Annotated in this window: 34 protein-coding genes; 14 read left to right on the top strand and 20 right to left on the bottom strand. The window is 36.9% G+C overall.

Features of this window, described 5'->3' with window-relative positions; genetic code table 11:
• Positions 1-648, bottom strand: a 648-nt coding sequence (locus tag M901_RS11330) for a hypothetical protein (RefSeq protein WP_021278318.1), incomplete at its 3' end; no start/stop codon positions are given.
• 181 nt (positions 649-829) lie between these two features.
• Positions 830-1,204 carry a response regulator gene (locus M901_RS11325; protein ID WP_021278314.1) on the bottom strand — a complete coding sequence of 125 codons (375 nt, stop codon included), beginning with the start codon at positions 1,202-1,204 and terminating at the stop codon, positions 830-832.
• Positions 1,205-1,392: 188 nt separating this feature from the next.
• Between M901_RS11325 and M901_RS11320 the strand changes: the two genes are divergently transcribed.
• A complete protein-coding gene (locus tag M901_RS11320) occupies positions 1,393-2,550 on the top strand; it encodes a response regulator (RefSeq protein ID WP_034721864.1) in 1,158 nt (385 codons plus the stop codon).
• A gap of 16 nt (positions 2,551-2,566) precedes the next feature.
• Positions 2,567-3,337 carry a sterol desaturase family protein gene (locus M901_RS11315; protein WP_021278320.1) on the top strand — a complete coding sequence of 257 codons (771 nt, stop codon included), beginning with the start codon at positions 2,567-2,569 and terminating at the stop codon, positions 3,335-3,337.
• Here M901_RS11315 and M901_RS11310 read toward each other — a convergent pair.
• A complete protein-coding gene (locus tag M901_RS11310; protein WP_021278324.1) occupies positions 3,323-3,553 on the bottom strand; it encodes a hypothetical protein in 231 nt (76 codons plus the stop codon). The two genes, M901_RS11315 and M901_RS11310, sit on opposite strands and share 15 nt — an antisense overlap.
• A gap of 233 nt (positions 3,554-3,786) precedes the next feature.
• Between M901_RS11310 and M901_RS16605 the strand changes: the two genes are divergently transcribed.
• Positions 3,787-4,503, top strand: a complete 717-nt coding sequence (locus M901_RS16605; protein ID WP_021278308.1) for a rhomboid family intramembrane serine protease — start codon at positions 3,787-3,789, stop codon at positions 4,501-4,503.
• Here M901_RS16605 and M901_RS11300 read toward each other — a convergent pair.
• Positions 4,481-4,804 carry a hypothetical protein gene (locus M901_RS11300; RefSeq protein WP_034721860.1) on the bottom strand — a complete coding sequence of 108 codons (324 nt, stop codon included), beginning with the start codon at positions 4,802-4,804 and terminating at the stop codon, positions 4,481-4,483. The two genes, M901_RS16605 and M901_RS11300, sit on opposite strands and share 23 nt — an antisense overlap.
• A gap of 53 nt (positions 4,805-4,857) precedes the next feature.
• Positions 4,858-6,171 (bottom strand): pseudouridine synthase, encoded by a 1,314-nt coding sequence (locus M901_RS17095; RefSeq protein ID WP_021278316.1) that lies wholly within the window; start codon positions 6,169-6,171, stop codon positions 4,858-4,860.
• A 27-nt stretch (positions 6,172-6,198) separates the two neighbouring features.
• On the opposite strand from M901_RS17095, the gene M901_RS11290 reads away from it, so the two are divergent.
• On the top strand, positions 6,199-6,798 hold the full coding sequence (locus M901_RS11290; protein ID WP_021278331.1) for a DUF938 domain-containing protein: 600 nt from the start codon (positions 6,199-6,201) through the stop codon (positions 6,796-6,798).
• A gap of 56 nt (positions 6,799-6,854) precedes the next feature.
• Positions 6,855-7,034 (top strand): DUF3820 family protein, encoded by a 180-nt coding sequence (locus M901_RS11285; protein ID WP_053335868.1) that lies wholly within the window; start codon positions 6,855-6,857, stop codon positions 7,032-7,034.
• On the opposite strand, the gene M901_RS11280 is transcribed toward M901_RS11285, so the two are convergent.
• Both M901_RS11280 and argS read right to left on the bottom strand, forming a co-directional pair.
• Positions 7,002-7,385: a hypothetical protein gene (locus M901_RS11280; protein ID WP_021278306.1), complete on the bottom strand. Its 384-nt coding sequence runs from the start codon at positions 7,383-7,385 to the stop codon at positions 7,002-7,004. The genes M901_RS11285 and M901_RS11280 overlap by 33 nt on opposite strands.
• 152 nt (positions 7,386-7,537) lie before the next feature.
• Entirely contained in the window at positions 7,538-9,292 is a 1,755-nt protein-coding gene (argS, locus tag M901_RS11275) for an arginine--tRNA ligase (RefSeq protein ID WP_021278329.1), read from the bottom strand.
• A 108-nt stretch (positions 9,293-9,400) separates the two neighbouring features.
• Here argS and M901_RS11270 point away from each other — a divergent pair, with 108 nt between their 5' ends.
• Positions 9,401-9,778, top strand: coding sequence for a hypothetical protein (locus M901_RS11270; protein ID WP_021278323.1), 378 nt, complete (start codon positions 9,401-9,403; stop codon positions 9,776-9,778).
• Positions 9,779-9,936: 158 nt separating this feature from the next.
• Here M901_RS11270 and M901_RS11265 read toward each other — a convergent pair whose 3' ends face one another.
• Positions 9,937-10,374: a GNAT family N-acetyltransferase gene (locus tag M901_RS11265; protein ID WP_021278332.1), complete on the bottom strand. Its 438-nt coding sequence runs from the start codon at positions 10,372-10,374 to the stop codon at positions 9,937-9,939.
• 121 nt (positions 10,375-10,495) lie between these two features.
• On the opposite strand from M901_RS11265, the gene M901_RS11260 reads away from it, so the two are divergent.
• A complete protein-coding gene (locus M901_RS11260; protein ID WP_021278328.1) occupies positions 10,496-10,978 on the top strand; it encodes a TerB family tellurite resistance protein in 483 nt (160 codons plus the stop codon).
• Here the strand turns inward: M901_RS11260 and M901_RS11255 are convergent.
• Complete coding sequence (locus M901_RS11255; RefSeq protein WP_021278311.1) at positions 10,975-11,397, bottom strand: MarR family winged helix-turn-helix transcriptional regulator; 423 nt, start codon at positions 11,395-11,397, stop codon at positions 10,975-10,977. The two genes, M901_RS11260 and M901_RS11255, sit on opposite strands and share 4 nt — an antisense overlap.
• A 111-nt stretch (positions 11,398-11,508) precedes the next feature.
• On the opposite strand from M901_RS11255, the gene M901_RS11250 reads away from it, so the two are divergent.
• Complete coding sequence (locus M901_RS11250) at positions 11,509-12,093, top strand: biotin transporter BioY (protein ID WP_021278333.1); 585 nt, start codon at positions 11,509-11,511, stop codon at positions 12,091-12,093.
• Here M901_RS11250 and M901_RS11245 read toward each other — a convergent pair.
• A complete protein-coding gene (locus M901_RS11245; RefSeq protein WP_021278322.1) occupies positions 12,088-12,675 on the bottom strand; it encodes a hypothetical protein in 588 nt (195 codons plus the stop codon). The genes M901_RS11250 and M901_RS11245 overlap by 6 nt on opposite strands.
• A gap of 119 nt (positions 12,676-12,794) precedes the next feature.
• On the opposite strand from M901_RS11245, the gene M901_RS11240 reads away from it, so the two are divergent.
• The 6 genes from M901_RS11240 (at position 12,795) to M901_RS16595 (ending at position 19,640) form a co-directional block, all read left to right on the top strand.
• Entirely contained in the window at positions 12,795-15,059 is a 2,265-nt protein-coding gene (locus M901_RS11240; protein WP_021278335.1) for a toprim domain-containing protein, read from the top strand.
• A gap of 18 nt (positions 15,060-15,077) precedes the next feature.
• Positions 15,078-16,556, top strand: coding sequence for a DNA gyrase subunit A (locus tag M901_RS11235; protein WP_021278315.1), 1,479 nt, complete (start codon positions 15,078-15,080; stop codon positions 16,554-16,556).
• Positions 16,557-16,633: 77 nt separating this feature from the next.
• A complete protein-coding gene (locus tag M901_RS16600; RefSeq protein ID WP_021278326.1) occupies positions 16,634-18,283 on the top strand; it encodes an ATP-binding protein in 1,650 nt (549 codons plus the stop codon).
• Between the two features lie 8 nt (positions 18,284-18,291).
• Positions 18,292-18,678, top strand: coding sequence for a response regulator (locus M901_RS11225; protein ID WP_021278310.1), 387 nt, complete (start codon positions 18,292-18,294; stop codon positions 18,676-18,678).
• 96 nt (positions 18,679-18,774) lie between these two features.
• The gene (locus M901_RS18050; protein ID WP_021278319.1) at positions 18,775-19,182 is read left to right on the top strand and encodes an integration host factor subunit alpha; all 408 of its coding nucleotides are present in this window, start codon (positions 18,775-18,777) and stop codon (positions 19,180-19,182) included.
• 2 nt (positions 19,183-19,184) lie between these two features.
• On the top strand, positions 19,185-19,640 hold the full coding sequence (locus tag M901_RS16595; protein ID WP_021278334.1) for a MerR family transcriptional regulator: 456 nt from the start codon (positions 19,185-19,187) through the stop codon (positions 19,638-19,640).
• On the opposite strand, the gene M901_RS16590 is transcribed toward M901_RS16595, so the two are convergent.
• The 10 genes from M901_RS16590 to M901_RS11160 all read right to left on the bottom strand — a co-directional run.
• The gene (locus M901_RS16590) at positions 19,599-20,555 is read right to left on the bottom strand and encodes a polyprenyl synthetase family protein (RefSeq protein ID WP_021278304.1); all 957 of its coding nucleotides are present in this window, start codon (positions 20,553-20,555) and stop codon (positions 19,599-19,601) included. The two genes, M901_RS16595 and M901_RS16590, sit on opposite strands and share 42 nt — an antisense overlap.
• A gap of 38 nt (positions 20,556-20,593) precedes the next feature.
• The gene (gspN, locus tag M901_RS11205; protein WP_021278321.1) at positions 20,594-21,529 is read right to left on the bottom strand and encodes a type II secretion system protein GspN; all 936 of its coding nucleotides are present in this window, start codon (positions 21,527-21,529) and stop codon (positions 20,594-20,596) included.
• Positions 21,529-22,152 (bottom strand): hypothetical protein, encoded by a 624-nt coding sequence (locus M901_RS11200; protein ID WP_021278325.1) that lies wholly within the window; start codon positions 22,150-22,152, stop codon positions 21,529-21,531. The genes gspN and M901_RS11200 overlap by 1 nt, the downstream gene beginning before the upstream one ends.
• Positions 22,153-22,157: 5 nt before the next feature.
• Positions 22,158-22,658, bottom strand: a complete 501-nt coding sequence (locus tag M901_RS11195) for a hypothetical protein (RefSeq protein WP_021278312.1) — start codon at positions 22,656-22,658, stop codon at positions 22,158-22,160.
• A 122-nt stretch (positions 22,659-22,780) separates the two neighbouring features.
• A complete protein-coding gene (locus tag M901_RS17555; protein ID WP_232422530.1) occupies positions 22,781-23,200 on the bottom strand; it encodes a hypothetical protein in 420 nt (139 codons plus the stop codon).
• A complete protein-coding gene (locus tag M901_RS18045) occupies positions 23,113-23,736 on the bottom strand; it encodes a hypothetical protein (protein ID WP_021278313.1) in 624 nt (207 codons plus the stop codon). Before M901_RS18045 ends, M901_RS17555 begins: the two co-directional genes overlap by 88 nt.
• 277 nt (positions 23,737-24,013) lie before the next feature.
• Positions 24,014-24,283 (bottom strand): hypothetical protein, encoded by a 270-nt coding sequence (locus M901_RS11175; protein ID WP_021278317.1) that lies wholly within the window; start codon positions 24,281-24,283, stop codon positions 24,014-24,016.
• 183 nt (positions 24,284-24,466) lie between these two features.
• Entirely contained in the window at positions 24,467-25,210 is a 744-nt protein-coding gene (locus tag M901_RS11170; protein ID WP_021278305.1) for a hypothetical protein, read from the bottom strand.
• A complete protein-coding gene (locus M901_RS11165) occupies positions 25,210-25,698 on the bottom strand; it encodes a type II secretion system protein J (protein WP_021278330.1) in 489 nt (162 codons plus the stop codon). Before M901_RS11165 ends, M901_RS11170 begins: the two co-directional genes overlap by 1 nt.
• Positions 25,698-25,932, bottom strand: a 235-nt coding sequence (locus tag M901_RS11160) for a hypothetical protein (protein ID WP_021278303.1), incomplete at its 5' end; no start/stop codon positions are given. The genes M901_RS11165 and M901_RS11160, both read right to left, overlap by 1 nt.

The raw sequence follows: 25,932 nt of genomic DNA, 5'->3' as shown, positions 1-25,932 counted from the left end.
GATCATATGAGTTGTTTCTAAGATCTTTGATAGGATATAGGCCTCTGGCCAAATTTTATCTTTCTTTAAATAAAATTTCCCTTCTTCTGACATTCCTTGACTAAAGAATTGATTTCTTCGTCTCCAAGTTTGATCCATTTCTAAGTTAGCACGATATTCAATAAGGCTTCTTAAAAGCTTAAATAGTTCCACGATGACGATTGAGAGAACGACGCGATCCTTTCTTTGCAAGGAAGTTGAGGCCATATTGTTAATGACATCTACCAAAGAGAAAAAGTTCTGAGTACTCTTAAGTTTCGTGGTCCTATTTGTCTTATTCTTATGAAGTTCTTCTAAGCTCTCTAATGCATAGATTCCGATTAAAGGGATAAAGTAAGAAGGTTTTACAAAGCGACTAATACTATAGAGAAAGGGAATAACACCAATCATAGCTATAATCGTTAAAGAAAAAGAAATAAATGACGTTATCTGAAACCAAGGGTGCTGAACATTAATGAGATGAGAAATAATAATAAAGAAATTCGTTAATAGAGCATAGCTCACTCCAAGAATCGTCAAGGGGTGAGATACAAATACTCTTGCAAGTCTTGGGCTATAGAGGTTAGAGGTTAGGGTGATAATTAAGGCCATCGCCGTGATCAGTGCCATGAAGAAGGCGTTGACCGTACGATTGTCGCGGCCAGGGAATTGATACCCATTATTTGAAAGTCATTATCTATCCATAGTATAAGTCCAATCAGGCCAATTGCGATACTCAAAGCAATTGCTAAAAATATGAGCTTGGTCGATGACCTCTTTAGCCTTAGCATGGTTCTCTCTCATCTCATTTCTACGCAATCTTGTGAAGATATTCTTTAATCTTACTATTGAGAATGTCTCCTTTAATTGGTTTTGTAATGACGCTATCTGCTCCTAACTCTATTAAATCATTCTTTGTTTGTTCATCGTAGTGAGCAGTGATACAGATTATAATTGGCCTCTTTAACTTCTTATTTCTTTGAACATAGCGAATAAGGTCTTGGCCAGAAATCTTTGGCATAATGACATCCATGAGAAGTATATCAACTTCATCCTCTTCTAGGATCTCGATCGCATCTTGTCCATCAGATGCCTCTGAAACTTCAAGTCCCATATTATTCAGTTTCAGTGCTAGTAGGAACCTGACATCCTCACAATCATCCACAACAAGAATATGCTTCTTCATAAGGAATACCTCTGAGAATTAGTATACTCCTTTGGTCAGATGGACTTATGAAAGAATCTTTATTTTCTCAAAGATTATAGTGTTCTTAAGAATATGTTCAACAATTAGCTGTTTTTGTTGAACTCTTAAGTTTTTTTAGAATGAACTCACAAGTTGTTGAAAGTTTAATAACGTTGTAAAATGTGGTCATGAGTGGAAAAAGTTTACTTGTCGTAGATGATGAGTCAATGTTCTTAGATTTAGTTGAGCAATGTGTAGAAGATGACTTCGAATCAGTTGTTAAGGCTTCTTCTATTGAAGAGGCTAAAGATAAGCTGATGGAAAGAATGTTTGATGCAATCCTTGTCGATATCGATTTGTCTGATGGAAACGGCGCTGAGATTATCAAATATATCAAAGATTGGAAGCCTTGTGATAATGATGGAACACCAATTATTGTCATGAGTGGGCTTATCAATGAGCAGTTTGAAAAAAAGTTCAAAGATAAGTTCGCAGGGATATTAGCAAAGCCATTTAAGCCAGGTGATCTTCAAGCAAAGTTATTAATTGCTTTAGGAAAGACTAAAAGAAGAAAAGCAGCTGATTTAAATTTGACTTCGGATAAACCTACTGTGAGTGCCGAGCGGCCTTTAGTTGAAGAAAAAACGCAGAGTAAGGCACCAGATAAGAAAATCCAGATTAAATTTCAAGAAGAAGAAATCTCATTGGATATCTTTGACCCTGAGGTAAATGCACCTTTTAAAATTGAGAACCTTGGAAAGAGAGTTGACTCTATTCTCAAGAAGAAAATTCAGCAAAATACGAAGCTTAAAGAACTCTTTAAGAAGATTACAGTCAATAGAGATGATCCTTATATGATGAATCATATTGGTCTTCTCATAAATATTACGACTGGTATTTCTAAACAGATGGACTGGGGGAGTGAGCAAACTCTTGAGAAATTTATCTTGGCCTCATATCTTCATGATATCTCTTTGGGAGATAATACAAAGCTGGCCAAAATAAATAGTAAGAAAGAAATCGAGGACGCGACGGATTTATCGACCGAAGAAAAGAAGCTTGTTGAGTTACATAGCTTAGCGAGTAAAACCCTGATCGAGAATAAGAGAGAGATACCTCAAGATGTTCATACAATCATTGAGCAACACCATGAACTCCCTAATGGACGTGGTTTTCCAAATGGTATCGATCATAAGAGGATTACACCTCTATCTTCAATTTTTATCGTTTCTCATTTACTTGCAGATTACATCATCTCTGATCCAAATTGGTCTGCGGATAAATTTGTAATGAAATATAAGACTCTTCAAAAAGGACCTCACTTTAGAAAGGTTTTAAGTGTTTAAATGAATTGAGATAAATGTGAATAAAGTTTTTCTATTAAGTCTTTTAATTGTCTTTCTTTACTGCTTAGAAGTTTTCTTTCCGCTGAGAAAGAGACAATTTAATCGTCCTACTTTTCAGCATGGTATGATTAATATTGCGATTATTTTTTTGGGAACAATCTTAGTTAAAATCGTCAACTTTACGCTGCTCTACTATTCAATAGATCTCTTTCAATTTAAGTATTCGTTGATTTCGGTTTTAGGAATTGGTGGGGTAGGAGCGAGTCTTTTTACAATTATTCTTTTTGACTTCTTGATATGGTTTCAGCATCTCATTTCTCATCATGTCCCATTTTTTTGGCGCTTTCATCGAGTTCATCATTGCGACGATTTTCTTGATACATCTTCTGGTCTAAGGTTTCATCCCTTTGAGATAGTTGCTTCACTACTATTCAAATTTGTATTGATTCTAGTCATAGGTATTTCACAAGCAGACTTTTTAATCTTTGAATTTCTTTTAACTAGCTTTGCCTTATTCAATCATTCAAATATCAAACTCCCTAACTCTTTGGATCGAGTCTTGTCGTTAGTGATTGTGACTCCAAATGTTCATCAAGTCCATCATAGTAAAAGAAAGAGTGAAACAAACTCAAATTTTGGTTTTAATATTGTACTTTGGGATAGGATCTTTGGAACTTATAAAGATTTTTTTAAGGTGGAAAACCTTGAAATTGGCCTTGATGATATTACTCCTCAACAGGCCAATTCCCTGAGTTTTCTTTTGTTGTGGCCTTTACGCCGCAAGTGAGTCCGAATAGTGCTCGGCATTTGATTCATACCAGAGCCAGCTTAGCTCATAGTCATCGTAGCACTTAACAAGTGAATAGATGACACAGTCTTCTACTTCACTGTCGCTCAACCATGGGGCTTGTTCTTTTTGTAGCCAGGTAAGCATTTTCCAATCACTTTCAACATTTTTTGAGTCCATAATTTCTGCGACTCTTTCTAATACTTTAGAATTCATTTTTAACCTCCTGCTTCCTGCTTAGGCTTATCGGAATAATAGATTATCCGTTAAGAATAGGTATAGTATTATAATACAATATAACCGAATTTGGAGATAAGTATTGGATAATAATGATAGAAAAATTATATATGCCTCACGTTGCTGATAAAGTAAAATGGCCGACAAAATTGCTAATGATCTTCAATCAAAAGAGGGCGACTTAAGGCGGAGTTGTCACAGATGAGAAGCAAATGAATCATCTCTTTGTCGAAAGGGAGGAAGATCTTCCCTTTGCTATTGATTACTTTCGTGTTCAATTGGGGCAACCTCCTGAAAGGGAGATGCCTGAAGAGTGGGCCGCAATAAAGAGACTTCCTCTAGGTAATGTCACCTTTTCTATTCTTGCCATTTGTATTTTGGTTTTTGGACTAGGATGGCTCCTTAAGATGACTGATATATATGAGTTGTTGATGTTTGGTCCTAGACAGAGGGAGTTGACTTTCGAGTTCATCCGTAATGGTCAGTATTGGAGAGTTATTACTCCGGCCTTTATTCATTTTGGTTTTTTACATGTCCTTTTCAATTTATTGTGGTGGAAGGATTTAGCAAATATTTTAGAAAATACAAAGGGACCTATTTTTCTATTGGCTTTCTTGCTCTTAAGTGCTGCTATTCCAAATACTTTACAGGCCGTAATGACTGGGGCGAATTTTGGAGGACTATCTGGAGTCGTCTACGCACTACTTGGTTATCTATGGATTTATAAAGTGGTGAACCCAAAAGCTGAATATGGACTACCTAAGACTGATATTCTTTTAATGATTGGTTGGTTTGTTCTGTGTTTATTTAATGTCTTTTCTTTTGGGGTGGCCAATTGGGCACATGGAGGAGGACTTGTTTTGGGAATGGTTGCAGGAGCTGTCTACGGATTCTTAGATAGAAAGATTATTTCGAGGCCGGAGATCTAAGTTTTTCGAAATCTCCTTCGAGTATCTTTGATGACTTCTTATCCTCTTGTATTGGAAAATTTCCATAACTAAGATTCTTGTAGAGTAACTCATCAGGAGTGAAATAGATTGGTCTTATCAAACTACTATGATGGGGATTTTGGTGGTAGGGTTTAGACATTGAATCTTCGACCTTGTGACAATTCACAGCGATTGGTCCCCATTTACCATTTAAGTGGTCACATTTAATAATCAGTTTTGCATTTATCGAAAACTGCATGAGTCCAATGATAATAATGATCAATGAATTAATAAACTTCATATCTTATTTTAGCTTAGAGATGTGAAAGAACTCTGAATAATGACTAAGAATTTTTAAAAATTGATCTGGTCTTTTGAAAGTCTTAAAAACTGGCCAGGTTCAAGATCCGTTGGCATCGATACCTTACCAATGGCCACACGAATGAGTCTAAGAGTAGGATGACCAATTTTAGCACTCATTCTTCGCACTTGTCGGTTCTTGCCCTCTGTGATTTTGATCTCTAGCCAACAAGTTGGAATAGACTTTCTTTCTCGAATTGGAGGAACACGATCAGTAATATTCTCCGTCATTTCCTCTGGAAGAATACGAACTTTGGCCGGCCTTGTTCTATGACCGCCTTTAATTGTCACTCCCTGTCTCAATTCTTTTAATGATTCTTCACTTGGAATATTTTCAACTTGAATCCAGTATGTCTTTTCTTTATGAAACTTTGGAGAAGCAAGCTTATTTGAGAGTTCTCCATCATTTGTAAGTAGAAGTAGTCCTTCACTATCTTTATCTAGTCTTCCCGCTGGATAGATATTCTTTGGTAATTCAAAGTCACAAAGCGCTCTTTCTTCAGCGGTTTGCTTTGTGAACTGACATAGGACATTGTAGGGTTTATTAAAGAGAATATATTCTTTCTTTGTGCTCTTGTCGTGAGTTGATTGACTTTCACCTTGTAGCCCTTCTATTGAGTAGGGAAAGGGTGATTCTATTTTGATCTCTTTTTCCAAAATAGGATCAAAGAATGAGAAGTAATAAGCATGAAGAATCTGTCCTTGAATGCCATATTTCTTATTCATTTTCTCATCACCATAGAGGTCATCCCCCAGACAAGGAAAGCCTTGTAGTGATGATTGAACTCTTATTTGATGCATTCTACCCGTCACTAATTCGAATTCAACAATACTTAATTCAGATTTTTCTTCGATTAGTTGGTACTTTGTTATAGTCTTGGCCCCGCCCGATTTTACCGGCACCATCTTTTCAACTCTCTTGACTCTCTCTTTCTTGAGAAAGTGCTCAATTTGGGAGGAGCTTTGAGGTGGCTTATTAAGGCATATTGCACGATATTTTTTGATTGCCTTCCTGTCTTTAAAGACTTCAGCTAATACGGGATTGGCCTTCTTTGTTTTGGCAAAGAGAACAATTCCTGATGTGTGAACATCAAGTCTGTGATGAAGAGCAAGATAAGGTTCTTTCTCTAGTTTTTCTCTTTGTTTAAGGAAGCTTTTTAGCGCACTGAAAAGGTTGGGACGGTTAGGGTCCAATGTTTGGTGAACTGGCCAGCCCTTTTTTTTATTGAGTGCGATATAGTTGTCATCTTCATAGAGAATATCTTTAGCACTTATTCTTATATTTATGGTCTTTTGGGCTTTCTTCACCCTGTTAATATATATTATAATGCCTTTATGGAAAAGCCGAATGCACCATCGTGTGAAAGAAATAAAGAGCCTATACTTGAAGTATTTCGCAAGTATATTGATATAAATAAAGAACCATACCGTATCTTCGAAGTGGGAAGTGGAACTGGTCAGCATGCATGCTTCTTTAGTGAGCAGTTGGACAATGTGGAGTGGACGACTTCTGATCTTGCTGAAAATCATGCAGGGATTAGAAGTTGGATTTCTGAGTCTAAGAAGAATATTCATGGTCCAGTTGAATTTGAAGCAGGTAAGGGCCAGATTGATCTCTCAAAGTATCAGGCCGTATTTTCAGCAAATACTCTTCACATTATGGGTTGGAAATCATGTAAGACTCTCTTTAAAGTTTTAGGTAAGACAATGAAGACCGATGCTCTGGTATTCTTCTATGGTCCTTTTAACTATCTTGGAAAATACACAAGCCCAAGTAATGAAGAGTTTGATAAGTGGTTAAAGGAGAAGGGAAGCCATATGGGGATTCGCTCATTCGAAGATGTCACAAATAATATGGCAAAAAATGGATTCTTCTTAAAAGAAGATATTGAGATGCCTGCAAATAATAGGGTTCTTGTTTTCGAGAAGTCGTAGTTGTGCAAAGCTCTGGTTTAGAAAAAGAAATTCTGGTTAAAATCGCTAATTATAAAATGCCATTTGGTAAGTATAGTGGAAGAGCTCTCATTGATCTTCCTGAGCACTATGTCGTTTGGTTTTATAATAAGGGGTTGCCTAAGGGGGAGCTCGGCGAACTCATGGGCTGGCTCTATGAAATTAAACTCAATGGTCTAGAGTCTTTAGTTCGCCCTCTCAAGAATGATATCAATTGATACCTTATCTAAGAGTCTAAGAATAAAATATTCATTAATATATGATGGCGCATAGTTAAGATTTGTGACAATACTGATCTTCCCATTTTGATAAGATACATTGTGAAATCTTGGTGTTTGAGAGTCGATAAATTCAATATCTAGCTCTAGAATCTGTTGATAAATATCTTCTACAGTCTTCTCTTGCACAGAGATTCCGTTTTCCGACATCCATAGTGGAAGAACGTGGGCAATGGCCTCTTTTGTGTACTCTTCAACGAAGAGAACTTGTGCAGTTTTATTTGTTTTTGCAGCAAGTACGTTTAGCGACATGAGCGCCGTAAATATAATAAATAATATTGTCTTTTTCATAGCTCGGGCATACTAATGCTTTGTAATGGCCTTGGTAAGTGAGTGTGAAAAATATTCAGCGGGCGATCAGATTGGAACTTAAATACGTGTAATTTTTATAAGAAAAGGCCCGGTCTTAACTTAGAAGTCTAAGACCGAGATATTGAATTTTATTACATTCTATTAGGTGCTTGAATACCAAGTAGTGAGAGACCAGTGTTGATAATCTCTGCACATGATTTAGAAAGGGCCAGACGTGCCGCTTTGACCTCTTCTTCAGCTTTTCCAATAGGGCATTCTGCATAGAAGCTATTGAATTGCTTACCAAGTTCATAGAGGTAAGTTGTGATGAGATTTGTCTTATTCTGTTCATGGGCCTTGAGGGCCACATCGTTGAAGAAACTCATCTTTAGCATAAGGGCCAATTCTGCATCACTATCGAGGACAGAGTAGTTTACTGCTGTTTTATCATTGTAACCTTGTTTCTCTAGGAGAGAGTTGATACGAGCGTAGACATATTGGAGATATGGGCCTGTTTCACCATCGAGTTTAAGCCACTCATTCATATCAAATACAATCTTACGATTATTATCCATTCTCACCATACCGTATTTGATGGCACCATTGGCTATCTTATGAGCTGTACTTTGAATTTCTTCGTCACTCCAGTCGCCACGATATTTTTCAAGGTATTTTTCAACAATCATAGATTCCATATTATTTACAAGTTCAGAAAGAGCGACAATATTTCCTTTTCGTGAACTCATTGCACCACTTGTTAGTTCAACCATTTCATAAGGAAGGTGGTAACAGTCCTTGGCCTGTTCGAAACCAATTTTTTCAAGAACCTTAAAGACCTGTTTGAAGTGGAAGGCCTGGCGTGAGTCAACAATGTAGATATTGTTTTGAACACCAAATTCTTCAAACTTCTTAATCGCAAGGGCGACGTCTTTTGTGGCATATAATCCTGTTCCATCAGATTTTATTAGAATACAGAATCCAAGTTTATCGTCTTTGAGATCCATTCCGATTGCACCATCATCTTTTACGAAGACACCATCGTCATAGTATTTCTTACAAATATCGATTGATGGTTGATCCATCTCTGATTCAAAGAACCAACGATCAAATTTTACACCGGCCCAGTCATAAGTTTTTTCCATTAACTCAAGTGACCACTTTCTCGTCTCTTGCCAAAGATCGAAGAATTCTCCTTCTTCGGCGTGAAGTTGGCGAAGAATTTCTGTAAGTTGAGCACGGTTTTCATCTTCTTTATCTGTTCCTAGCTCATCTTCTAGCTTTAGGTTGGCCGTCGAGTAAATACGTCCAAGCCATTCACCTTTTCCCTGTGTTGGGATTTCTTCTTTGTTGTGAAACTTGAGATACCAAAGGCACTTGGCCACGTGTGTCCCACTGTCTCCAGGATATGTGACAGGGATGACGTCTTGTTTACAGTACTTCTTGATATTAACAAGTGCATTTCCAAGACATAGATTTCTCATATGCCCTACGTGCATTTCTTTATGTGTATTAGGTTGAGAATACTCAATCATAGTACGTGGCTTTTCTTGAGTTAATTCTTTTTCAAAAAATTGACCCGAAATAACCTCTGCCAGTAAGTAATCTCCAAAACCTTTGGCCGAAAGCTTAAAGTTAATATAAGGCCCTTGAAGAAGAACTTCAGTCACGGCCTCACTTTGATCCATATTCTCTTTAAGTGCATTTGCAATTTGGACAGGGGCCTGTTTGAGGGCCTTGGCCAGAGGAAAACAAGCAAAAGCAAAGTGTCCCATCTTAAGATTTGGTGTCTCAGTGATTCCCCCGTAGATATCCGACCTCGACACTTGTGCTTCTGGAAATGATTTTTCAATCGATGCGACAAGTAAGTCAGTGATATGCTTCAAAATAAGATTGTGTTCCAATGTCATTTTTTTCCTCTTCATGGGGGTGATTAACAATATTTGATCAATTCGTATTACAATATAATATATATTGCAATATGTATATGCAGTCTCAACTTAAAACTGAGTGAATTCATGACCTTAAAGCGACTTATCGTCCTCATTTCAATAATTCTTAGCGCTTTTTCAAGTCTTGCTAATCAAGAGGTGGAAAAGCAGATTTTCGATGTTTCTTACTACAAGAAATTTGTTGAAGAAGTTGCTCTAACGCAAGAGTTTAATAGAGGCGAGTATCTGGTTTATGATTGCCGGACAAAGCATTTTATTTGTGTGAATAGGGCCGGACAAAAGCTTTGTTTGGAGATGCTTGAAAATTCTAAAGAGGTTGGGAGTCAAGAGCGTTACTGTCTGCCAATTCGAAAATTTAAGGATCAGCTTACTTGCTTTCGCAAGCAGTATGAGGTCTCACAAAAGACGAGTATGGAGAAATTCTGTCGTTACAGTATTAACTGAAAGAAACTGGTACCCTTAAATGGGGATGGGCCTTAGTCATCTTGATGATATCATTTAAGAAATGCTTCAATTCTTTCAACTGCTCAAAACAAAAGTAAGTAAGATACTGTTTTTTTAAGCTTTAAGCTCTTAGCTCAGCCCCATTTCTGTATAGCAGTTTATTTGATTTCTTTAAACATTAGAATATGTGGACCAACGTCTTCGATTTCATAGACATCACCCAGTGATTGAAATCCAACATTTTCATAGAATGGTTGCGCACCAACTCTTGCGTTACACCAAAGAAGATCACAGAAGTTTTGCTTAATAATTGGAAAGGCCACTTTAAGTAGCTCTCGGCTCAGGCCTTTTCTTTGAAATGATTCAAGAGTGGCCATACCTCTTAATTGGTACTGGTTTTCATTTTCAAAGTTTTCATTGCGGTGGTAGTAGAACGACGCGACAGATACTAGCTTTCCTTCAATAAAGGCACCTAAGTGAAATGTTTGTTCGTTTTCATCGTCTTTAAAATGACAAGTCTCGATAGGTCGCCCTTGCCTTAGCATTTTATGTCTGAGTGGGTATGTGTCTACCGCACTGATTCTTTTTACTTCCAAAATTACTCCCCGAAACCCTTATTTATCACGGAGAGTCGAAGATGCATAGCTCTAATGCGTCATAGTGGCCACTAAATTTAAAATATTGATAATTGTGCCGATAAGAAATATGGGAGGATCTATGTCAAATAAACTAACTGAAAGCAAGTTCCATATGTGGCGTGGTTGTGTGGCCATTTTACTAATTGATAAGAAAGTTCACGAGAAGGAGCTTAAGTGGTTCGAAGAGAGGATTCGTGGGTTAGATTTAAGTGATGAGCAGAGGCAAATTATTTTCAATGATCTTGAAAAGAGTGTTTCTTTTGAAGAGATTATTCCTCTTGTGACAAATAAGGCGGATAAGGCATTCCTTTTGCACCAAGTGAGAGTCTTAGGGCATCTGGATGGAGAGTTTGATTCTGAAGAAAAAGAAGCGTTTCGAAAACTAGAAATGGTGATTCTTGATAAACTTGATATAGAAGGAATAAGGGCAGAGGTTGAGAAAATGGAGATCGAGTCCTACCACATTGATGAGGTTTATAGGCCAAGTAATGAGCATTCAATTTTCGAAAGAGAGTGCATGAAGCTTCTAAAAATTCTCAATATGGGGGATTATAAATTTTAGTTTAGAGAGAGCTTGAGTTCTTCAAGCTCTTGCATCGTACTATCTGAAAGAATTTTTTCAAAAGAGCGCTCTTTTCTTTCAAAAATTCCCATAATTTTCTGTGCTAGCTTTTGACCTGAGGCCGTGATCTTTAGGATCGTACTTCTACGGTCGTTTGAAGTGATTCTCTTTAAGAGTCCTTGTTCTTCAAGTGTCGAAATATTCTGACTGATGGCGCCTTTGGTAAGTGGGAAGGTCTCAACTAATTCTTTGATAATAATATTATTTCTTTGCTCTACATGTAGGCTCACTAAGATTAAGGCTTGATAGTAGGAGAGGTTGATTTCTTTAAGTTCAAGATTGAGTGAGTTTTGCGCATTCTTTGCTAGTTCAATAATGCTAAATACCGGGCTCTTGTTAAAATAATTGGCTACTTTCATAATTGTTTAGTCCTAAACTGTTTGGGCTGAAACTATCTATTTAACAGTAGATATCACATTTTGGTTCTACTATTGTTATGTCCAGCAAGCAAGTCAAAATGGGAGGATAGAATGGATTGCTCAATTTATACTGGAACTAATAATTTTATGGATGTGAAGTTTAAGAGCTCTCTTAAAAAGGGTCATTTGACCAATCTCTTGCTCATTGTCGCTGGAGTTGTCTTCTTGGCCTTGATGGCGCAAGTTGCGATTGAATTACCTTTTAGTCCGGTACCGATTACTGGGCAAACATTGGGAGTTTTGATTATAGGAAGTCTTTACGGTGCAAGAAGGGCGACTATGACAACGCTGTCATATCTCGTTGTCGGAGCAGTCGGGATGCCTGTGTTTTCTGCCGGTAGTTTTGGCCTGGCCAAGATACTTGGTCCAACAGGTGGCTATTTAATAGGGTTTGTTATTGCCGCAGCGGTTATGGGGATTTTTGCACAACATAAGAAAGATCGAAATCTTTGGCATGCTCTTGTGAGCTTTGCCATTGGTCATACACTCGTTTTTGCCTGTGGCCTGACGTGGTTAAGTTTTTACGTGGGTGTTGATAAGACTTTCCAATTGGGACTTTTTCCGTTCATTCCAGGGATGATTGTCAAAACGGTTTTAGCAGCTGGAGTGACGAGTACAATTTGGCAGAAATCATAGTTGTTTCGAGACTCTAAAGAGTTTCGTCATGGCCAGTTCCCCGAGCGTTTCACTAAATATTTCAAAGACAGTATCGGGGATACTGGATTTCTTGCCACTCCAATAAGAGTCGGCGTGGAAGAAACAACGCTGGCCATACTCTTTGACATGAATATTTCCCTTTAGGCCCTTTAAAAACCCCTTATCAAATGAAAACTTATAATGCCCAGGTTTAGTGATTCGCTCGATCTTAAAATTGAGTACCATGGGAAAGGGCATTAGTTTTGAATCAAGATAGAGGTAGATAAGCTGTTTTTTTTCGTCATAGCCAGAAAGTTTGATTAAATCCATATACTCATGGAAGCGTTCATAGCGTGAAAGTTTTTTTAGTGCATAGCTGCATTTGTCTGGATGAAGGCCGTAGATTTGATAATCGAGAGTTTGGTTATCGGCTTTTGAAGTGACTTTCGCGTTGCGATAGATCTTTCCCGATTTCACAATTTTTTCAATCTTTTTAGGAATCCCTACAAAGGCCTGTGCAAAGGTCTTTTGGCCAAAAATAAGGAGTAATAAAACTTGTGTAATTCTCGCATGATAACGCATTGTTTCTTTCCAATTGCAAAATTCTTCCCTTATTCTTAGTATAAAGCACAGCTGTGTTTAGACAATAGAAAGACATTTTAAAGACTAAAATATCGACATAAAGACAAGGAAATCAAAGCATGGGACGCATTGAGTCAGTCAAAAGAAAAGGGAAGGCGCAGGACGCTGTCATCGAGAGTAAAGATCAAAGATGGCACTGCCGTAACCGTATTACACTCGTTTTCGGAAGTAATGATATTGAGGAACTCGATACTTATATTTACGAAGAACACGCCGTTAATTTTAAGACGGTAAAATTTCACCAGGCCAAGAGCAAGGCGGTTGAAGAAATTCTTGATAACTGTATTGACGAGTTCTACCGAGGACACGTTACAGAGGTTCATACTAAGCTTTCACCAGATGGGAAAACTGTCACAATTACAGATAATGGAATCGGATTTCCGCTAGATAAAATTCCTCAAGTTTACTCAGAATTTAGAACTGGGTCGAAGTTTAAAGATGAGGAAACTGATAAGAAGGGATTTCTCCATAGAACCCTCGGACAGAATGGACTTGGAGCTGCGGCGACTTGTTTAACTTCTGATGAGTTCAGCGTAACTGTACGTCACTATAATTCAAAGCAAGAGCAGACCTATAATTTCATTGATGGTGCTCTGAAAGTTAAAAAGTCTAAGAAAAAGAAATTCACAGGGCCTTCTGGTGTTAGTGTTTCAGTTACACTTGCCAAAGAAGTTTATAAAGATCCTATTATTGATGAAGATCTACTAAGAAAGAGAATCATTGACCTTGCTTACAATAATCCAGGTCTTGCTTTCTACTTTAATGGTGAGAAATATCACTATCAAAAAGGTCTCTATGAACTGGCCTATCGAATTGATGAGGCCCATGCTCAACATTTTGGTGATTATTCTTATGTTTATGAAACAGAGAATACTAAGAAGAAGAAAGTAAAAGGACTCATTGATATGTCCCTTTCTTTCTCTATTCATAAGGCCAGCGAAGAACGTGAAAAATTCATTTCATTTGTTAATTCAACTCCTACTTACGATGGTGGGTTTCACCACGACAGAGTCAGACGTAGTTTTATCAATGGGATTAAAGATAAGCTTGAGAGAACTGCCAAGAAAGAAAGAGTTAAGCTTGTAGATAATGATATTTTGCAAGGTCTTACATTTGTTCTCGGTATTACAATGCCAAATCCAAGATTTGAGTCACAAACTAAGAGAAAGCTTGTGAGGGATCTCTTCCTAGAGAAAGCTCTTGATGAGTTCATGACTAAGAATATCGATAAGTTCTTAAGAAAGAATAAGGACTATCTTGAAGTTGTTATTGATAGAGCGAAATCAAGACACAAGTATCAAGACTTAAAAGATGCGGTTAAGAAAGCTCGTAAGCAAAAGAGACAAAGGGTTGAAAAACTTCTTGATGCCAACGAAAGAAAGAAAAGACATCTGTGTTCTCTCTTTATTTGTGAGGGGGACTCAGCAATTGGTGGGCTAAGATCAGCAAGAAATAAGCTCTACCAAGGGGGAATTGCCCTACGTGGTAAGCCAATGAATGTGGCCCAGGCGGGAATTAAAGATATTCTTAATAATCAAGAATTCTCGGATATTATGGCCTCAATCGGTCTGACTTTAGGTCAAGAGGCCGAGCCAGATAAAATGCGTTATTCAAAAGTTGTTTTCCTTGCCGACTCTGATGTCGACGGTGGGCATATCAATACACTTTTAACGAACTTCTTCTATCAGTTCTGGCCGGAACTTTTCAAAATGGGGTGTATCCAAATTGCAAAAGCTCCTCTTTTTGAGGTTATTACAGATAAGAAGACGCACTACTTTGAGTCTGATAAAGAACTTGAAAGTTTTAAGAAGCAAAGCTCTGAAAAAATTAGAGAGATTCATAGAAACAAGGGGCTTGGTGAGATGTCACCTGAAGCTTGGAAGTATGTTCTTTCTAAAGAAAAGTATACTGAGATTTCAATTCAAGATGGTGGACTGGCAAAAGAGATGCTTAATATCTGTTTTGGTAAGGACACTAACCTCAGAAAAGAACTTCTGATGGATATAAATGAAGGTGAAGAAACATCGGTGACTCTTGGAAAGACTGATGCGGAAAAATCTGGTTCATCTTCAAGTAAGACTACTGAAGAGAAGGCAGCGAAGAAAGTGCTAAGAAAGTCAAGAAACTGCAAGAAAGGCCAAGAAAACTGCGAAGAAACGGCAAAAACTGCGAAGAAAGCGGCTAAAAAAGCAGCGAAGAAAGTTACCAAGAAAAAAGCTGCCCCAGTAAAAAAAACAAGTAAGAAAGCAGCCAAAAAAACCAAGACCTCTGCCAAAAAGAAGGCCACTGGCTCACTGGCAGACATGATTAATTACATTGACTAAGGAATAGGATAGAAGATCATGACACAAGAAAGATTTTTACACTCATTAGAATCTGTTCCTCTAGAAGAAATTGTTAGAGAAGAATATAGAACATATCAAATTTATACTCTTATGGATCGTGCCATTCCTTATCTTCAGGATGGTTTAAAACCTGGTCAACGTCGTATCCTCTATACTCTTTGGAAGAATCAATCCAAAGGATTAATGAAGGTTTCTTCTGCGACTGGTTTAGTTCTAACACTTCACCCGCACGGGCCGGCATCAGTAGAAACGGCCATTGTTAATATGGCCCAGGATTATACTTTCTCTAATAATTATCCTCTTATTGATAAGAAGGGTTATTTTGGTGAAAGAATGGAGACTCAAGCAGCCGCTTCAAGATATATTGAATGTAAGCTAGGAAAAGTTGCTGATATCCTTCTCTTTGATGATATGAATCAAGTGGAAATGGTTCCAAACTATGATGAGAGAACGATGGAGCCAGTAGGTCTTCTACCAAAGCTTCCTCTTATGCTTCTCAACGGTGCCGAAGGGATTGGGACGGGATTTTCTTCAAGTATTCCAAGTTTTCATCACAAAGATATTATTAAGTCGATGATCTTCCATATTGAAAATGGAAAGGCGAGAAAAGTGAAGCCATATGTTCACGACTATACTCTGCCAATTGAAGTTGATGCTAAAGGAAAACTTATTTTTCATATGGCATTCGAACAAATTGGTGAGAAAATTTTTATAACGGAGCTTCCAAGAGGTTATGATGCACAAAAGATTTACCGCTATCTTGGAAAGTATATGGAGTCGGGATTCCTAAAAGATTTTGTCGACTCTTCAGTTGATAATGAAATTAAGATTGAACTTATCTTCAAAAAAGGTGAGAAGCCAACTTTGGCAGAGGTGAAGAAAGAGATGATGGCCACTTCTTCACAGGTGCCTAACTACACGCTAATTAGTGAGCGTGGAGTGAGAATCTTCCAAAAGGCAGAATCTATTATTGAGATCTTTACTGATGAAAGATTGAAGATTGTTAAGAGAAGGTACGAGCTCAGATGTCGTGATCTTGAAGATAAGATTACTCAAAATAATGAAATTATAAAATTCATTAAGAATAAAGAATACGAAGTTGCGACTAAGTCAAAGAATAGAAAGACTTTCGTGGAATACCTTGGCAAGAAGAAGTATGTCTACTCTGATTACCTTGCTGATATGCCAATTTATCGTATGACAAAAGAAGAAGTTGCGAAGAGGCAACTAATGGTTAAAGAAGATAAGAAGAAGCTCGCTGAGTATACAAAAATTGCAAAGAGCCCTAAGCTTGTTGCTAAGAAGCTTATTGAAGAACTTCAAGACGTTGATAAGAAATTAACTGATTGGATGAATAAGAAAGATAAGGAAAAAGAAAAGCTTCTCAAGAAAATTGCCAAAGAGCAGGATAAGCTTGGTAAGAAGAAGGCCGAAAAAGCAGCTAAAGCGGCCAAGAAGAAAACTAAGAAAAAGTAAAAATAAAGCTAGAATATAGCACTTTATTTCGAGGGTCAGGTTTACTGACCCTTTTTTTTATTTATATAATTATCCTCATGTCCTTAAGTTTTTTTAAAAGTGTAAAGTCCAAACTCTTCTTTTCGATCTTTATGATCGTGTTATGCTTTTCACTACTTATTGCGAATCAAGTTCTTGGTAACTTCAAAGAGCACATGAAGACTTCTTTGTTAGGGCAGAAGAAGGCCGTTGGGATTAGTGTTCGAACGCTAATTAAGAATCAGCTCAAGTACTTTGTCTTTGATGATCTCAATGATATGCCTCAAATTCTAAAGAATATATCTCTTGAAAACGAAGAGATTGAGTATATCTACTTAACTTCGAATACAGGGGTCGTTCTCTATAAGTTTGATCCTATAAATCATATCGTTGACAGAAAAATAAATTTCCTAGATGAGCTAAGGGATGATGTGCAGTTTGAAATCGACTATGAGTATTATGAGTCGGATCTGTTCTATGAATCTCTTGTGCCTATTATTCAAAAAGGTCAATTTGTCGGGAGAGTCCATGTTGGGACACGTAAGCTTATTATTGACTCTTATATTTCAAATATCGTTAAGAAAGTTTTCTATCTTCTTGGCTTTATTTCGATACTCTTAGTTCCAGTATTCTATTGGCTTATTTCTCGTATCGTCATTGAGCCGCTAAATGTTCTCTCTGGGAAAGTAAAGGCCCTGGCCAGAGAAAAGGATTTTACTGCTCAGATTAGTCTTAAGTCATCAAGTGAGTTTCAAACTTTGGCGCAGGACTTCAACTATATGAATACTTCTCTTGCAAATTATTATGCAGATATTCAGAGTTTGAACCAGAACCTAGAGCAGATTGTTAAAAAGAGAACTGATGAATTGGTGAAAACTTCTGATGATCTTAGAGATAAGAACTCAACCCTAAGAGATACGCTAAAAGATAATGAAAGAATGCAAAAGATTCTCATTCAGCAAGAAAAGCTGGCCTCTCTTGGTGAGGTGGTTGCCGGAATTGCTCATGAGATCAATAACCCTCTCAATTTTGTTATTAATGGTGCGACGATTTCAAAAAGAACTTTTGCCAAGATTAGTCCTGATCTCCCCGAGGAGCATCAACGCTATATTAAGATGATTAATTCCTCTCTTGATATGATTCATGAAAATGGTCATCGTGCCACAAGTATTGTGAAGAATATGCTTAGTCATGCAAGAGGAAGCAAGGGTGAAAAAGAAGTTGTGAATTTAAAGATACTTATTGAAGATTATCTTAAGCTGGCCATGCACGGATTTAAGAATAAGGGCAATCTTGGTAAGGAGGTCATTCTTGATAAGCAATTTGATCCTTCTGTTCCATTAACTTCAGTTGTTAAACAAGATTTTGAGCGAGTTCTGTTAAATCTTTTTAATAATGCTTTCTATGCTATGGAAAAACGCAAGGAGTCTGAGGGTGAGGGTTATTCTCCGCGATTGACAATAAAACTTGCTTATGGCCATAATAACATACAGTTAAAAATTCGTGATAATGGAATAGGGATTCCAAAAGAAGTACAAGATAAGATTTTTAACCCTTTCTTTACAACTAAACCTAGTGGTGAAGGGACAGGTTTAGGAATGTCTCTTTGTCATGATATAATAGCTAATGGGCATGACGGTGAAATCAAGCTTGAAAGTAGAGAAGGTGATTTTACTGAGTTTACAATTTTAATGCCTGTAAGTGTTTAGGAGGAAGGATGTCTTCAAAACAATTTCACATTGTCGTAGTTGATGATGAACAAGCGATCGAAATGTTATTTAAAGCTTTCTTTGATGCAGAAATTTCCTCTGAGGAAATGAAGATCTCTTATGTTGAAGTCGCTTCAAAATGTTTAGATATACTTGAAAACGACGATAGCGTCGGTTTGATTTTATCAGATATTAATATGCCAGAAATGAATGGTTTTGAGTTTCTCGATATTATGAAAGAGAAGCACCCTCATATTCCTGTCTTTATGATTAGCGCTTATGGTTCAAAGGATTATATTGATAAGGCCATGGAGAAAGGGGCGAAGGGCTTCTTCGTAAAGCCATTTGATTTTGATGAGATTAAAGATAAAATTGAGGAAATTGCTAAGGTATAAAAAGAATTTTCCTATAAAATATTTTTTGTAAACCTTAAGCTTTCCTGCTAACCTATTAATATAAAAAGGTTCTTATTAGATTCATGGAGGAAAATAATGAGCTTAACCAAAGCTGACATTGTAGAGAGAGTTTATAAAGAAGCAGGTTTCTCAAAGAAAGAAGCTGCAGACCTTGTAGACCTAGTATTTAAGGTAATTAAAGACACTTTAGCTCGTGGAGAAAAAGTTAAAATTTCTGGATTTGGAAACTTTTCAATCAGAGATAAAGCGACTCGAGTTGGTAGAAATCCACAGACTGGTGAAGCAATGGAAATCTCTGCAAGAAGAGTTCTAACTTTTAAACCATCACAAGTTCTTAAAGAGGACGTGACTCAAAGATTTGGTCACAGAATCGATGATAAAGGAAAAGAGGATACATCACTTGCTCCTAAAGAGGGAACGCCTAAGGCATTAAGTTCTTTCTTGAACAATGTTGATGAATCTCTCGATTCTATGGAAGACTAATAATGCAAAATGAGATGAGAATACCTAATAAATCATTATTTAAACTAGATGAGGTTTGTACACTAACTGGTGTAAAACCTTATGTTTTAAGATTTTGGGAAAGTGAGTTCGAACAACTTCGTCCGATCCTTTCCTCAACAGGACAAAAACTTTTCGAACATAAAGATCTTGATGCTGTTATGCAGATTAAGCATCTTCTGTTTGATAAGAAAATGACAATTGAACAAGCTAAGTTTGAGTTTGATAAATTAGTTGCTGTTGATTCGGATTCTGATCTTGAAGTATTAGACGAAAGTCAAAATACTGAGCAACAAGAGCAAACACTTGCTGCTTCCATGGAAATAGTTAATGAATCTTTGAGGCGCACTGAAACGGAAAAACTATCTGAGGCCAAGATCTTATTGAATGATATTATCTTAGCTACTGAGTCCGTCCAGCGTGCTTATAATTGGGTTTAATTTAGTTCCAATATGTTTTTCAATATTTAATTCAGACCCTGACATCAGGGTCTTGATTTTCTTCAGATAAAGACCGTAGATATTTTTCAGGTTCACTGTTTCATTTTCTTCAAAGTATTTTGCAATATAGTTCAATGACTTTTCAAGCTCGTTATAACATTGCTTAGTAAAGCGAGGCCATGGGTTTACCTCATTTTCATGTTCACTTAATTCTTCATCAACAAGTTCACATAGGTCATCGAGAAGTTGAAAAGCGACACCCATGTGTTCACCTAGTTTATGCATTTTCTTTAGGGACTGGTAATGTCTCGGTGATTTTAAATTTTCTTCATCAATTAAGAGATATGATCCCAGTAGTGCTGTTTGAATAAGTCTCGCAGTTTTAAGTTTGTGAGTTAGAACAAGGTCTTGAAAAGACTCTGTCATGGTTCCTGAGAGATCTAGCGCTTGACCAAGAATAAGTCCTTTGGGTCCAAGTGCCCAAGTCGAATATTTTAAGACATATGGCATATTCTTAGATTTCATTTTACTGAACATTGAATAACTGGCGTTGAGAAGTCCATCACCAGACAGAAGCGCTTGCCATTGTCCAAATTGCTTATGAGTTGAAGGACGTCCTCTTCTTACATCGTCATTATCCATGCATGGCATATCATCATGGATAAGAGTATATGTATGATGTGTCTCGACAAGTGAGGCCATAAGAGCATGGTCTTCAGTGAAGCTTTGAGAGTCTTTATTTTGGGCCTTAGAGAAGTCCTGGGCCACGGACCATACTAAGAGTGGTCTAAAAAGTTTTCCAGCAGGAAAGAGTGAATATGTATATGTTTCGCTGAAAAAATCGTCATAGAATTCTTGTGAAATATGACGCCTTAAGTTATTCGAAAGTTCTTCAATTGTTTTCTTGATATCCATAAGAAATTAATGCTCTATGCATAGAGCATTGTCAATTCTTATTGGTTTGGCGCGAGTATCTTAGGCTTTCCTGGATTTGATAGAGTTCCGTTGATCTGGATACTATAGAAGCCCTGTTTATCAGCTTTTGAAGGATCTAGGAAGAGGTTGAGAATTGAAAAAGACTCAATAAATGATGCAGAAAACTTAACATTAGCAATTAGGTCAATTTTTGAGCGCATCATGTTATACTTATCTAAATCCATCGTTCCTGAAATCTTGGCCCTAATAGGAGAGTTGGTCTTACCAATAACAAGTTCTTCAATTTCAATTTTTTTCTTAGATAGTGACTTGGCCTTAAGTAAGAAGTTTCCTAAGTTAAGGGTTGGAAGGTCAAAACCTTGAATCATTTGTGAAGGGATCGAAAAATCTTTTGATTCTACTTTTACAGCTAAATCTTCGAGGTTCTTTTTCTTTGTCGCAATATTTGCATCAACTTTAAAATTACCTGCCAATTTAAAGTCTTTTAAGAAGGGTGCAAAAGTTTTTGAGTTTATTTTATTAGAGTGAATCTTAAAGTGGTGGTCACTAACAGCATGAACAGATGTAATATCAATTTTAGAATACTTGTCTGCAATTTTTGACTCAAGACTTAGTCCAAGTGGTGAGAAGCTTGGAAAAGAAAATGACGATTCAATACGGCTAAGTTTCAAGTTACTCTGTGTTTTTATACATCTTGAACTTACGCTAACATCGAACATTCTTATCTTTGGAAGAAAGTATCCGATATCAAGTCTCTTATATTGAGTTGGACACTGCTTATTATACTTAACATTTGTTTCAATAAGAGAAATCAGTTTATCCTCGACAGAAAAGTTTAGGACAAAACCTAGAGCAAATGAGAAAACTGCGGCAAGTATTAAACCAAAAACTAAAGTCTTACTTGATTTATATACACTTTCATTTAAGTTTTCGCTATTTGTGTGAGTATTCATTAATTTGCCTTTGAAAACATAATAAAGCTAATATTCCCAACGAGAAGGTTGTCTTTATCTTTAGTCACTTCTATTGACTTAATTGTTGCTTTTAGGTTTCTTTGAAGATCAAGAATGAAGTCTGAAAAGTTAACGCTTGTGAGCTTTTTAAACTGAGCAGTGGCCTCGATCTTTTTGATTTGTCCACCTTGAGAAGAGTCGCTGAAGTTATCGATGTCAATATTTTTAGAATCAATTTTCTTGCTGAGTGAGATTGTGTTGATTTGATTAACAAGATCTGCTTTAGAGGAGATCACTTTTCTTGGGACAACGGCCCTTTCGATACTCGAGAGCTTAACAGAGTTCTCTTTAATCGAAACAATTTTATCTTCTAAGTCCTTTCTCACGGCGAGATCGCTTCCAAGATTGTATCTGACAACAAGCATAACAAGAATTGCTATTACAGGAAGGACTAAAGTCATTAAGCTTAGAGTTTGGTTAATGATAAGTTGTTCTTTTTCTGAAAATGATCTCATTGTCTCAGAAACTTTCTCAAATTGAGATGAGTTTCTGATTTGCTTGATTTGCTCAAAGATGGCCTTATCAACTTTTGCGAAGAGATTCTTATCTGTCGTATTACTCATATAACTTAAAACCCTGTGAAGCTTATTTCGAACTTCTTGTCATTAATGTCTTTAATTTTTAATTCCTCTAATCCCATAGTTTTCAAAAGATCTTTGAGTCTCTTTACATCTGTTGCACTTTCTCCTGAGAAGACCGCTTCAGATTGGTAAGAGTCACTTTTGAAAGTTATAAGAGAGACTTTATCATTTCTTTTAATCTGTTTACTAAGACAGGCCAGAGGTTTAATAGCATTTGATTCAGATCTATTTTCAAGTGTTTTGATATCTGAATTTATGATTCTTTCTTTTTTTGAAAGAGTGCTTGTGAGTCTTTCTGGTTTTCTCTTAAATGATCGCTGTTGTTTTTTTGAAAGACCTAGTTCTTTAGATTTTAGTAGCTTTGTTAGAGATTTGTTATAGTCTTTGATTTCTGTATTTATAAATACAAAACTCTCTACTGCAAGACCGATAACGATAAGGGCCGCAATAATTGCTTCTCTGTAAAGAGCAAATGAAGTGTCTTCCATTTTTAACTCCATTGCTTAGACCTGACGCATAAGACTTTGTCAGGAAACTGAGTGGAGGAGTTTTGAACTTTTGAGATTGACCCATAAGGTATGGGAGTATTTTCCCTGGTGCTTCTTCAGAGTCAATTTTGAGTCTCTAGGGAATTAATTTTTAAATGTTCTACAGGAGCTTCAATTTTTTCAGAAAGAAAGTTTTCGATATTATTAATTCCAGCTGTTCCACCAGTGATATAGACTTTCTCAATACTAAAACCTGTCTTAATTCGATATCCTAGAAGCCATCGTTGAATCTGCTGAGTCAGGGGTGAAAAACTCTTACGCATGAGTATTGCGAAGTCTTTTTGATCACTTGAGACTTGTTCTAGTTGTCCTTCAGTTAAAAAGAAGGCTTTTTCATGTTTGTAGATTCTCGCTTCACCAGAAGAAATCTCATATGTTTGGGAGATGACTTCATCTATAGTCTGTCCCGCAATGGAAGAGAAATGATTTGAAACAATTTTGTCGTTATATGCAAAGTAGGCCTTTGTTGTTTTGTGTCCGATGTCGAGGATACATATATGTCCGCCAAACTTTCGATCACTACATAGCTTTGATAAACTCCAAGCTCAGAAGTAAGAACTGATGGAAGAGTTTGATTTGCACGTAGGTATTCATGATATGTTTTAAAAACTTCATCCTCTGCAATTTGAACGATGGCAGAGAATTGACCAGTGGAGCTCTTATGGTAATCACTGATATAGTGGGCCGAAGTTGTTGAAAATGGTAGTTCCTCATCAAGTTGAAAAGGAATCATCATATCGGCCTTCTTCTTATTATTGACTGGAAGATCAAGGTATCTCGTAGTTAGAAAGTCATTCGGTAATTGAGAGATGATCTTTCCATTGAAGCTTGATTGTTCAAGATATTGTTTGATAATTTTTTGCTGATATTCTTCTAGGGTAATATCAATATCATTTTCATCTCGAACATCGTCGATTAAAACTTCATCGATATTATCAATTTGAAAGTTCTTCTTTTGGAACCTTCCTTCAACAAATTTAACGCTGTAACTACCACAGTCTATGATTAATGTGCTCATATTAAAATTTTACCAAAGTTCTTTGGCCTTGCGAATTTTTTTGTAGGGTATATATTTCCTGATTCTTTAAACTCTAGTAAATTTCTTAATTCAACAATTCTTTGGAGACAGCAGGTAAGTTTTTGATTTCTTCTTGTCACCGTCTTGATTTTGATCTTGATTCTGGTTTTGATCATTGTCTTGGTCATTGTCTTGGTCAGGATCGACTTCACCCTCATTATCTTTTTCTGTTTGGGGCTTATTCTGATTGCCTTTGGAAGTATCAGGTTTCTTAATTTCAGGTTTTTACTGGGAGATCTATAAAGGCCGTCAGTTGATAATGGCTTCTTCCGAATGTTCCTTTTGAAATAACCTTGAATAACTTTCCGGCCACTCCTAGGGTAATGCTAGATTTTTTAAATTCTGCAACACGTTTATCGTAATCTGATGCTTCAACGGCACCTAGCTCTTCAGTAAGGTATTTCTTAAACTCAGCTTCATCTTTAAAAGGCTTAGGATCTGTTTCTGTTTCTGTATCACCATCGCGTCTTTTGAAAAATGACTCCAACTGAAAATCAGTTAATGCTGGAAAGAAAGTTTTAAGTTGGTTTTGAGTAATTTCGTTTATATTAATGACTGAAACTTGATGAACGCTTAAACGATCTTTGATGAGATTGACGATAGTATCATCCCAGCCCTCAAGAGAATAGAGCTCATCGATTGATCAAGTGCAGCATGTTTAGGCTTTCTATCAGCTTGTGAGTAAATTTTTTTCAATATCGGCCTTCTCTGGCTCATCATAATCCTTAGGATTATTGACATAGTATTTGAGCTCTTTGACTAGTAGATCAATATTGATATTAGAGTACTTAATGGCGAAGTCCTCATCATTTTCAATTTTTTCTTTGAAGATTTCTTGGAAAGTTTCAGTAAAAGTCTTTTCCATAAAGGCTTCTGGACTGAGATTTGACTGATTTTCGTCATCTTGGTCTTGGTCTTGATTTTGATCTTGATTACTCGTATTGTCCTTCTTTATCACTTTTAGAGAATTTGGATTTAAAAAACCAGTTACTGGTGACATTGAGATAACCAGCTCTCCTCTGAGGAGGTTTTCTTTTTCAAAGTCTTCAAGGGCCGTTTTTTGAATAATATTGGCCGAAGGAGGAAGGGGAATAGGGTAGACAAAAGGTTGAGTCACGACACTTTCTGCATCACTTGGGGAAACAGTTTCTTTAAGTGAATCATTGTCTTCAAGTGTATTCCAGGCTTCTTTGTAGATACGTAGCTTTGCAAGGGCAAATTTTAGACCAGCTTCAGCATTGAGTTTTGCTTGATAGCGGTCAACTTGATTTTCGACGCGAATCTTATTCAATTTAGTTTCAAAGGTAAATTCAGTTAGAACTAAAGTTAATATAGCAACAGCAGTGGTTACCATGATAATGGCCATACCACTTTCATTCTTAGAAAAATACTTTACTAATTTATCTACTCTCATTATTGAGTTCCACCTTTAAGAGAACCAGAAGGGCCACCTTGAGATGTCTGCTTATATTTTTCCTCAAGAGCTTTCTTTGTATCGACCACTGGCCAAAGTGGACGATAGGTTCTGATCACATCATAGGTTTCACCGTTGTCGTTCATATAAGATAGTTTTACCTTTATGAGTCGAGGTGTGGTCTTATCTGCTGTCATTTCACGAAGTGATTCTACGTATTTTTCTCTTTTTGGATCCCAAAAATTGAATTCAAAGGCCGTGAGATTTTCTATAACTATATATTCTTTGGCACTATCCCAATCAAGTTGTCCTTTAAAGAGGTCTTCCTTAATAACTGTCCTGGTTAGGGCGTAGGGCGCTTCTTTAATTTGTGGGGCTTGATTTGTGACTACTGAGTAGCGAATCCATTGAAGGTTAGACTGCTTAGAGTCTCTTAGAAGTCTTCTCCCTCCTGAAGACATAAAGACGAGAGAGCCCTTTTTCTTCATTAACAAGCTTTGGGATTGGACGTATTTGATTCAGAGAGGCCATCAAAGTGGTCATGACCTTCAAAGGGATTGGCCCCTTCATCAGAGTAAGTCTGATTATAACTTTCTTCTTGAGATGTTGTTGTTTGGGTTGATCCTCCAGAAGCTTTCTTTAAGAAGACTTCATCTTCTTTCTTTGAAGCTTCAAAGTAGAGAGGAGAGTGAATGAAGACAAGGTCCTGTTCAAGTCTGGCC

Origin of the sequence: Bacteriovorax sp. DB6_IX (assembly GCF_000447775.1) — a bacterium.
Lineage (GTDB): Bacteria > Bdellovibrionota > Bacteriovoracia > Bacteriovoracales > Bacteriovoracaceae > Halobacteriovorax_A.
Note: the sequence above shows the minus strand (reverse complement) of the source record. Positions and strands in the feature narration are given on the sequence as shown.

Coding starts and splice junctions, on each gene's coding strand:
- M901_RS11325 (WP_021278314.1), bottom strand. CDS start 1,204: ATGAAGAAGCATATTCTTGTTGTGGATGATTGTGAGGATGTCAGGTTC.
- M901_RS11320 (WP_034721864.1), top strand. CDS start 1,393: ATGAGTGGAAAAAGTTTACTTGTCGTAGATGATGAGTCAATGTTCTTA.
- M901_RS11310 (WP_021278324.1), bottom strand. CDS start 3,553: ATGAATTCTAAAGTATTAGAAAGAGTCGCAGAAATTATGGACTCAAAA.
- M901_RS16605 (WP_021278308.1), top strand. CDS start 3,787: ATGAATCATCTCTTTGTCGAAAGGGAGGAAGATCTTCCCTTTGCTATT.
- M901_RS11300 (WP_034721860.1), bottom strand. CDS start 4,804: ATGAAGTTTATTAATTCATTGATCATTATTATCATTGGACTCATGCAG.
- M901_RS11290 (WP_021278331.1), top strand. CDS start 6,199: ATGGAAAAGCCGAATGCACCATCGTGTGAAAGAAATAAAGAGCCTATA.
- M901_RS11285 (WP_053335868.1), top strand. CDS start 6,855: ATGCCATTTGGTAAGTATAGTGGAAGAGCTCTCATTGATCTTCCTGAG.
- M901_RS11280 (WP_021278306.1), bottom strand. CDS start 7,385: ATGAAAAAGACAATATTATTTATTATATTTACGGCGCTCATGTCGCTA.
- argS (WP_021278329.1), bottom strand. CDS start 9,292: ATGACATTGGAACACAATCTTATTTTGAAGCATATCACTGACTTACTT.
- M901_RS11270 (WP_021278323.1), top strand. CDS start 9,401: ATGACCTTAAAGCGACTTATCGTCCTCATTTCAATAATTCTTAGCGCT.
- M901_RS11260 (WP_021278328.1), top strand. CDS start 10,496: ATGTCAAATAAACTAACTGAAAGCAAGTTCCATATGTGGCGTGGTTGT.
- M901_RS11255 (WP_021278311.1), bottom strand. CDS start 11,397: ATGAAAGTAGCCAATTATTTTAACAAGAGCCCGGTATTTAGCATTATT.
- M901_RS11250 (WP_021278333.1), top strand. CDS start 11,509: ATGGATTGCTCAATTTATACTGGAACTAATAATTTTATGGATGTGAAG.
- M901_RS11245 (WP_021278322.1), bottom strand. CDS start 12,675: ATGCGTTATCATGCGAGAATTACACAAGTTTTATTACTCCTTATTTTT.
- M901_RS11240 (WP_021278335.1), top strand. CDS start 12,795: ATGGGACGCATTGAGTCAGTCAAAAGAAAAGGGAAGGCGCAGGACGCT.
- M901_RS11235 (WP_021278315.1), top strand. CDS start 15,078: ATGACACAAGAAAGATTTTTACACTCATTAGAATCTGTTCCTCTAGAA.
- M901_RS16600 (WP_021278326.1), top strand. CDS start 16,634: ATGTCCTTAAGTTTTTTTAAAAGTGTAAAGTCCAAACTCTTCTTTTCG.
- M901_RS11225 (WP_021278310.1), top strand. CDS start 18,292: ATGTCTTCAAAACAATTTCACATTGTCGTAGTTGATGATGAACAAGCG.
- M901_RS18050 (WP_021278319.1), top strand. CDS start 18,775: ATGAGCTTAACCAAAGCTGACATTGTAGAGAGAGTTTATAAAGAAGCA.
- M901_RS16595 (WP_021278334.1), top strand. CDS start 19,185: ATGCAAAATGAGATGAGAATACCTAATAAATCATTATTTAAACTAGAT.
- M901_RS16590 (WP_021278304.1), bottom strand. CDS start 20,555: ATGGATATCAAGAAAACAATTGAAGAACTTTCGAATAACTTAAGGCGT.
- gspN (WP_021278321.1), bottom strand. CDS start 21,529: ATGAATACTCACACAAATAGCGAAAACTTAAATGAAAGTGTATATAAA.
- M901_RS11200 (WP_021278325.1), bottom strand. CDS start 22,152: ATGAGTAATACGACAGATAAGAATCTCTTCGCAAAAGTTGATAAGGCC.
- M901_RS11195 (WP_021278312.1), bottom strand. CDS start 22,658: ATGGAAGACACTTCATTTGCTCTTTACAGAGAAGCAATTATTGCGGCC.
- M901_RS18045 (WP_021278313.1), bottom strand. CDS start 23,736: ATGAGCACATTAATCATAGACTGTGGTAGTTACAGCGTTAAATTTGTT.
- M901_RS11170 (WP_021278305.1), bottom strand. CDS start 25,210: ATGAGAGTAGATAAATTAGTAAAGTATTTTTCTAAGAATGAAAGTGGT.
- M901_RS11165 (WP_021278330.1), bottom strand. CDS start 25,698: ATGAAGAAAAAGGGCTCTCTCGTCTTTATGTCTTCAGGAGGGAGAAGA.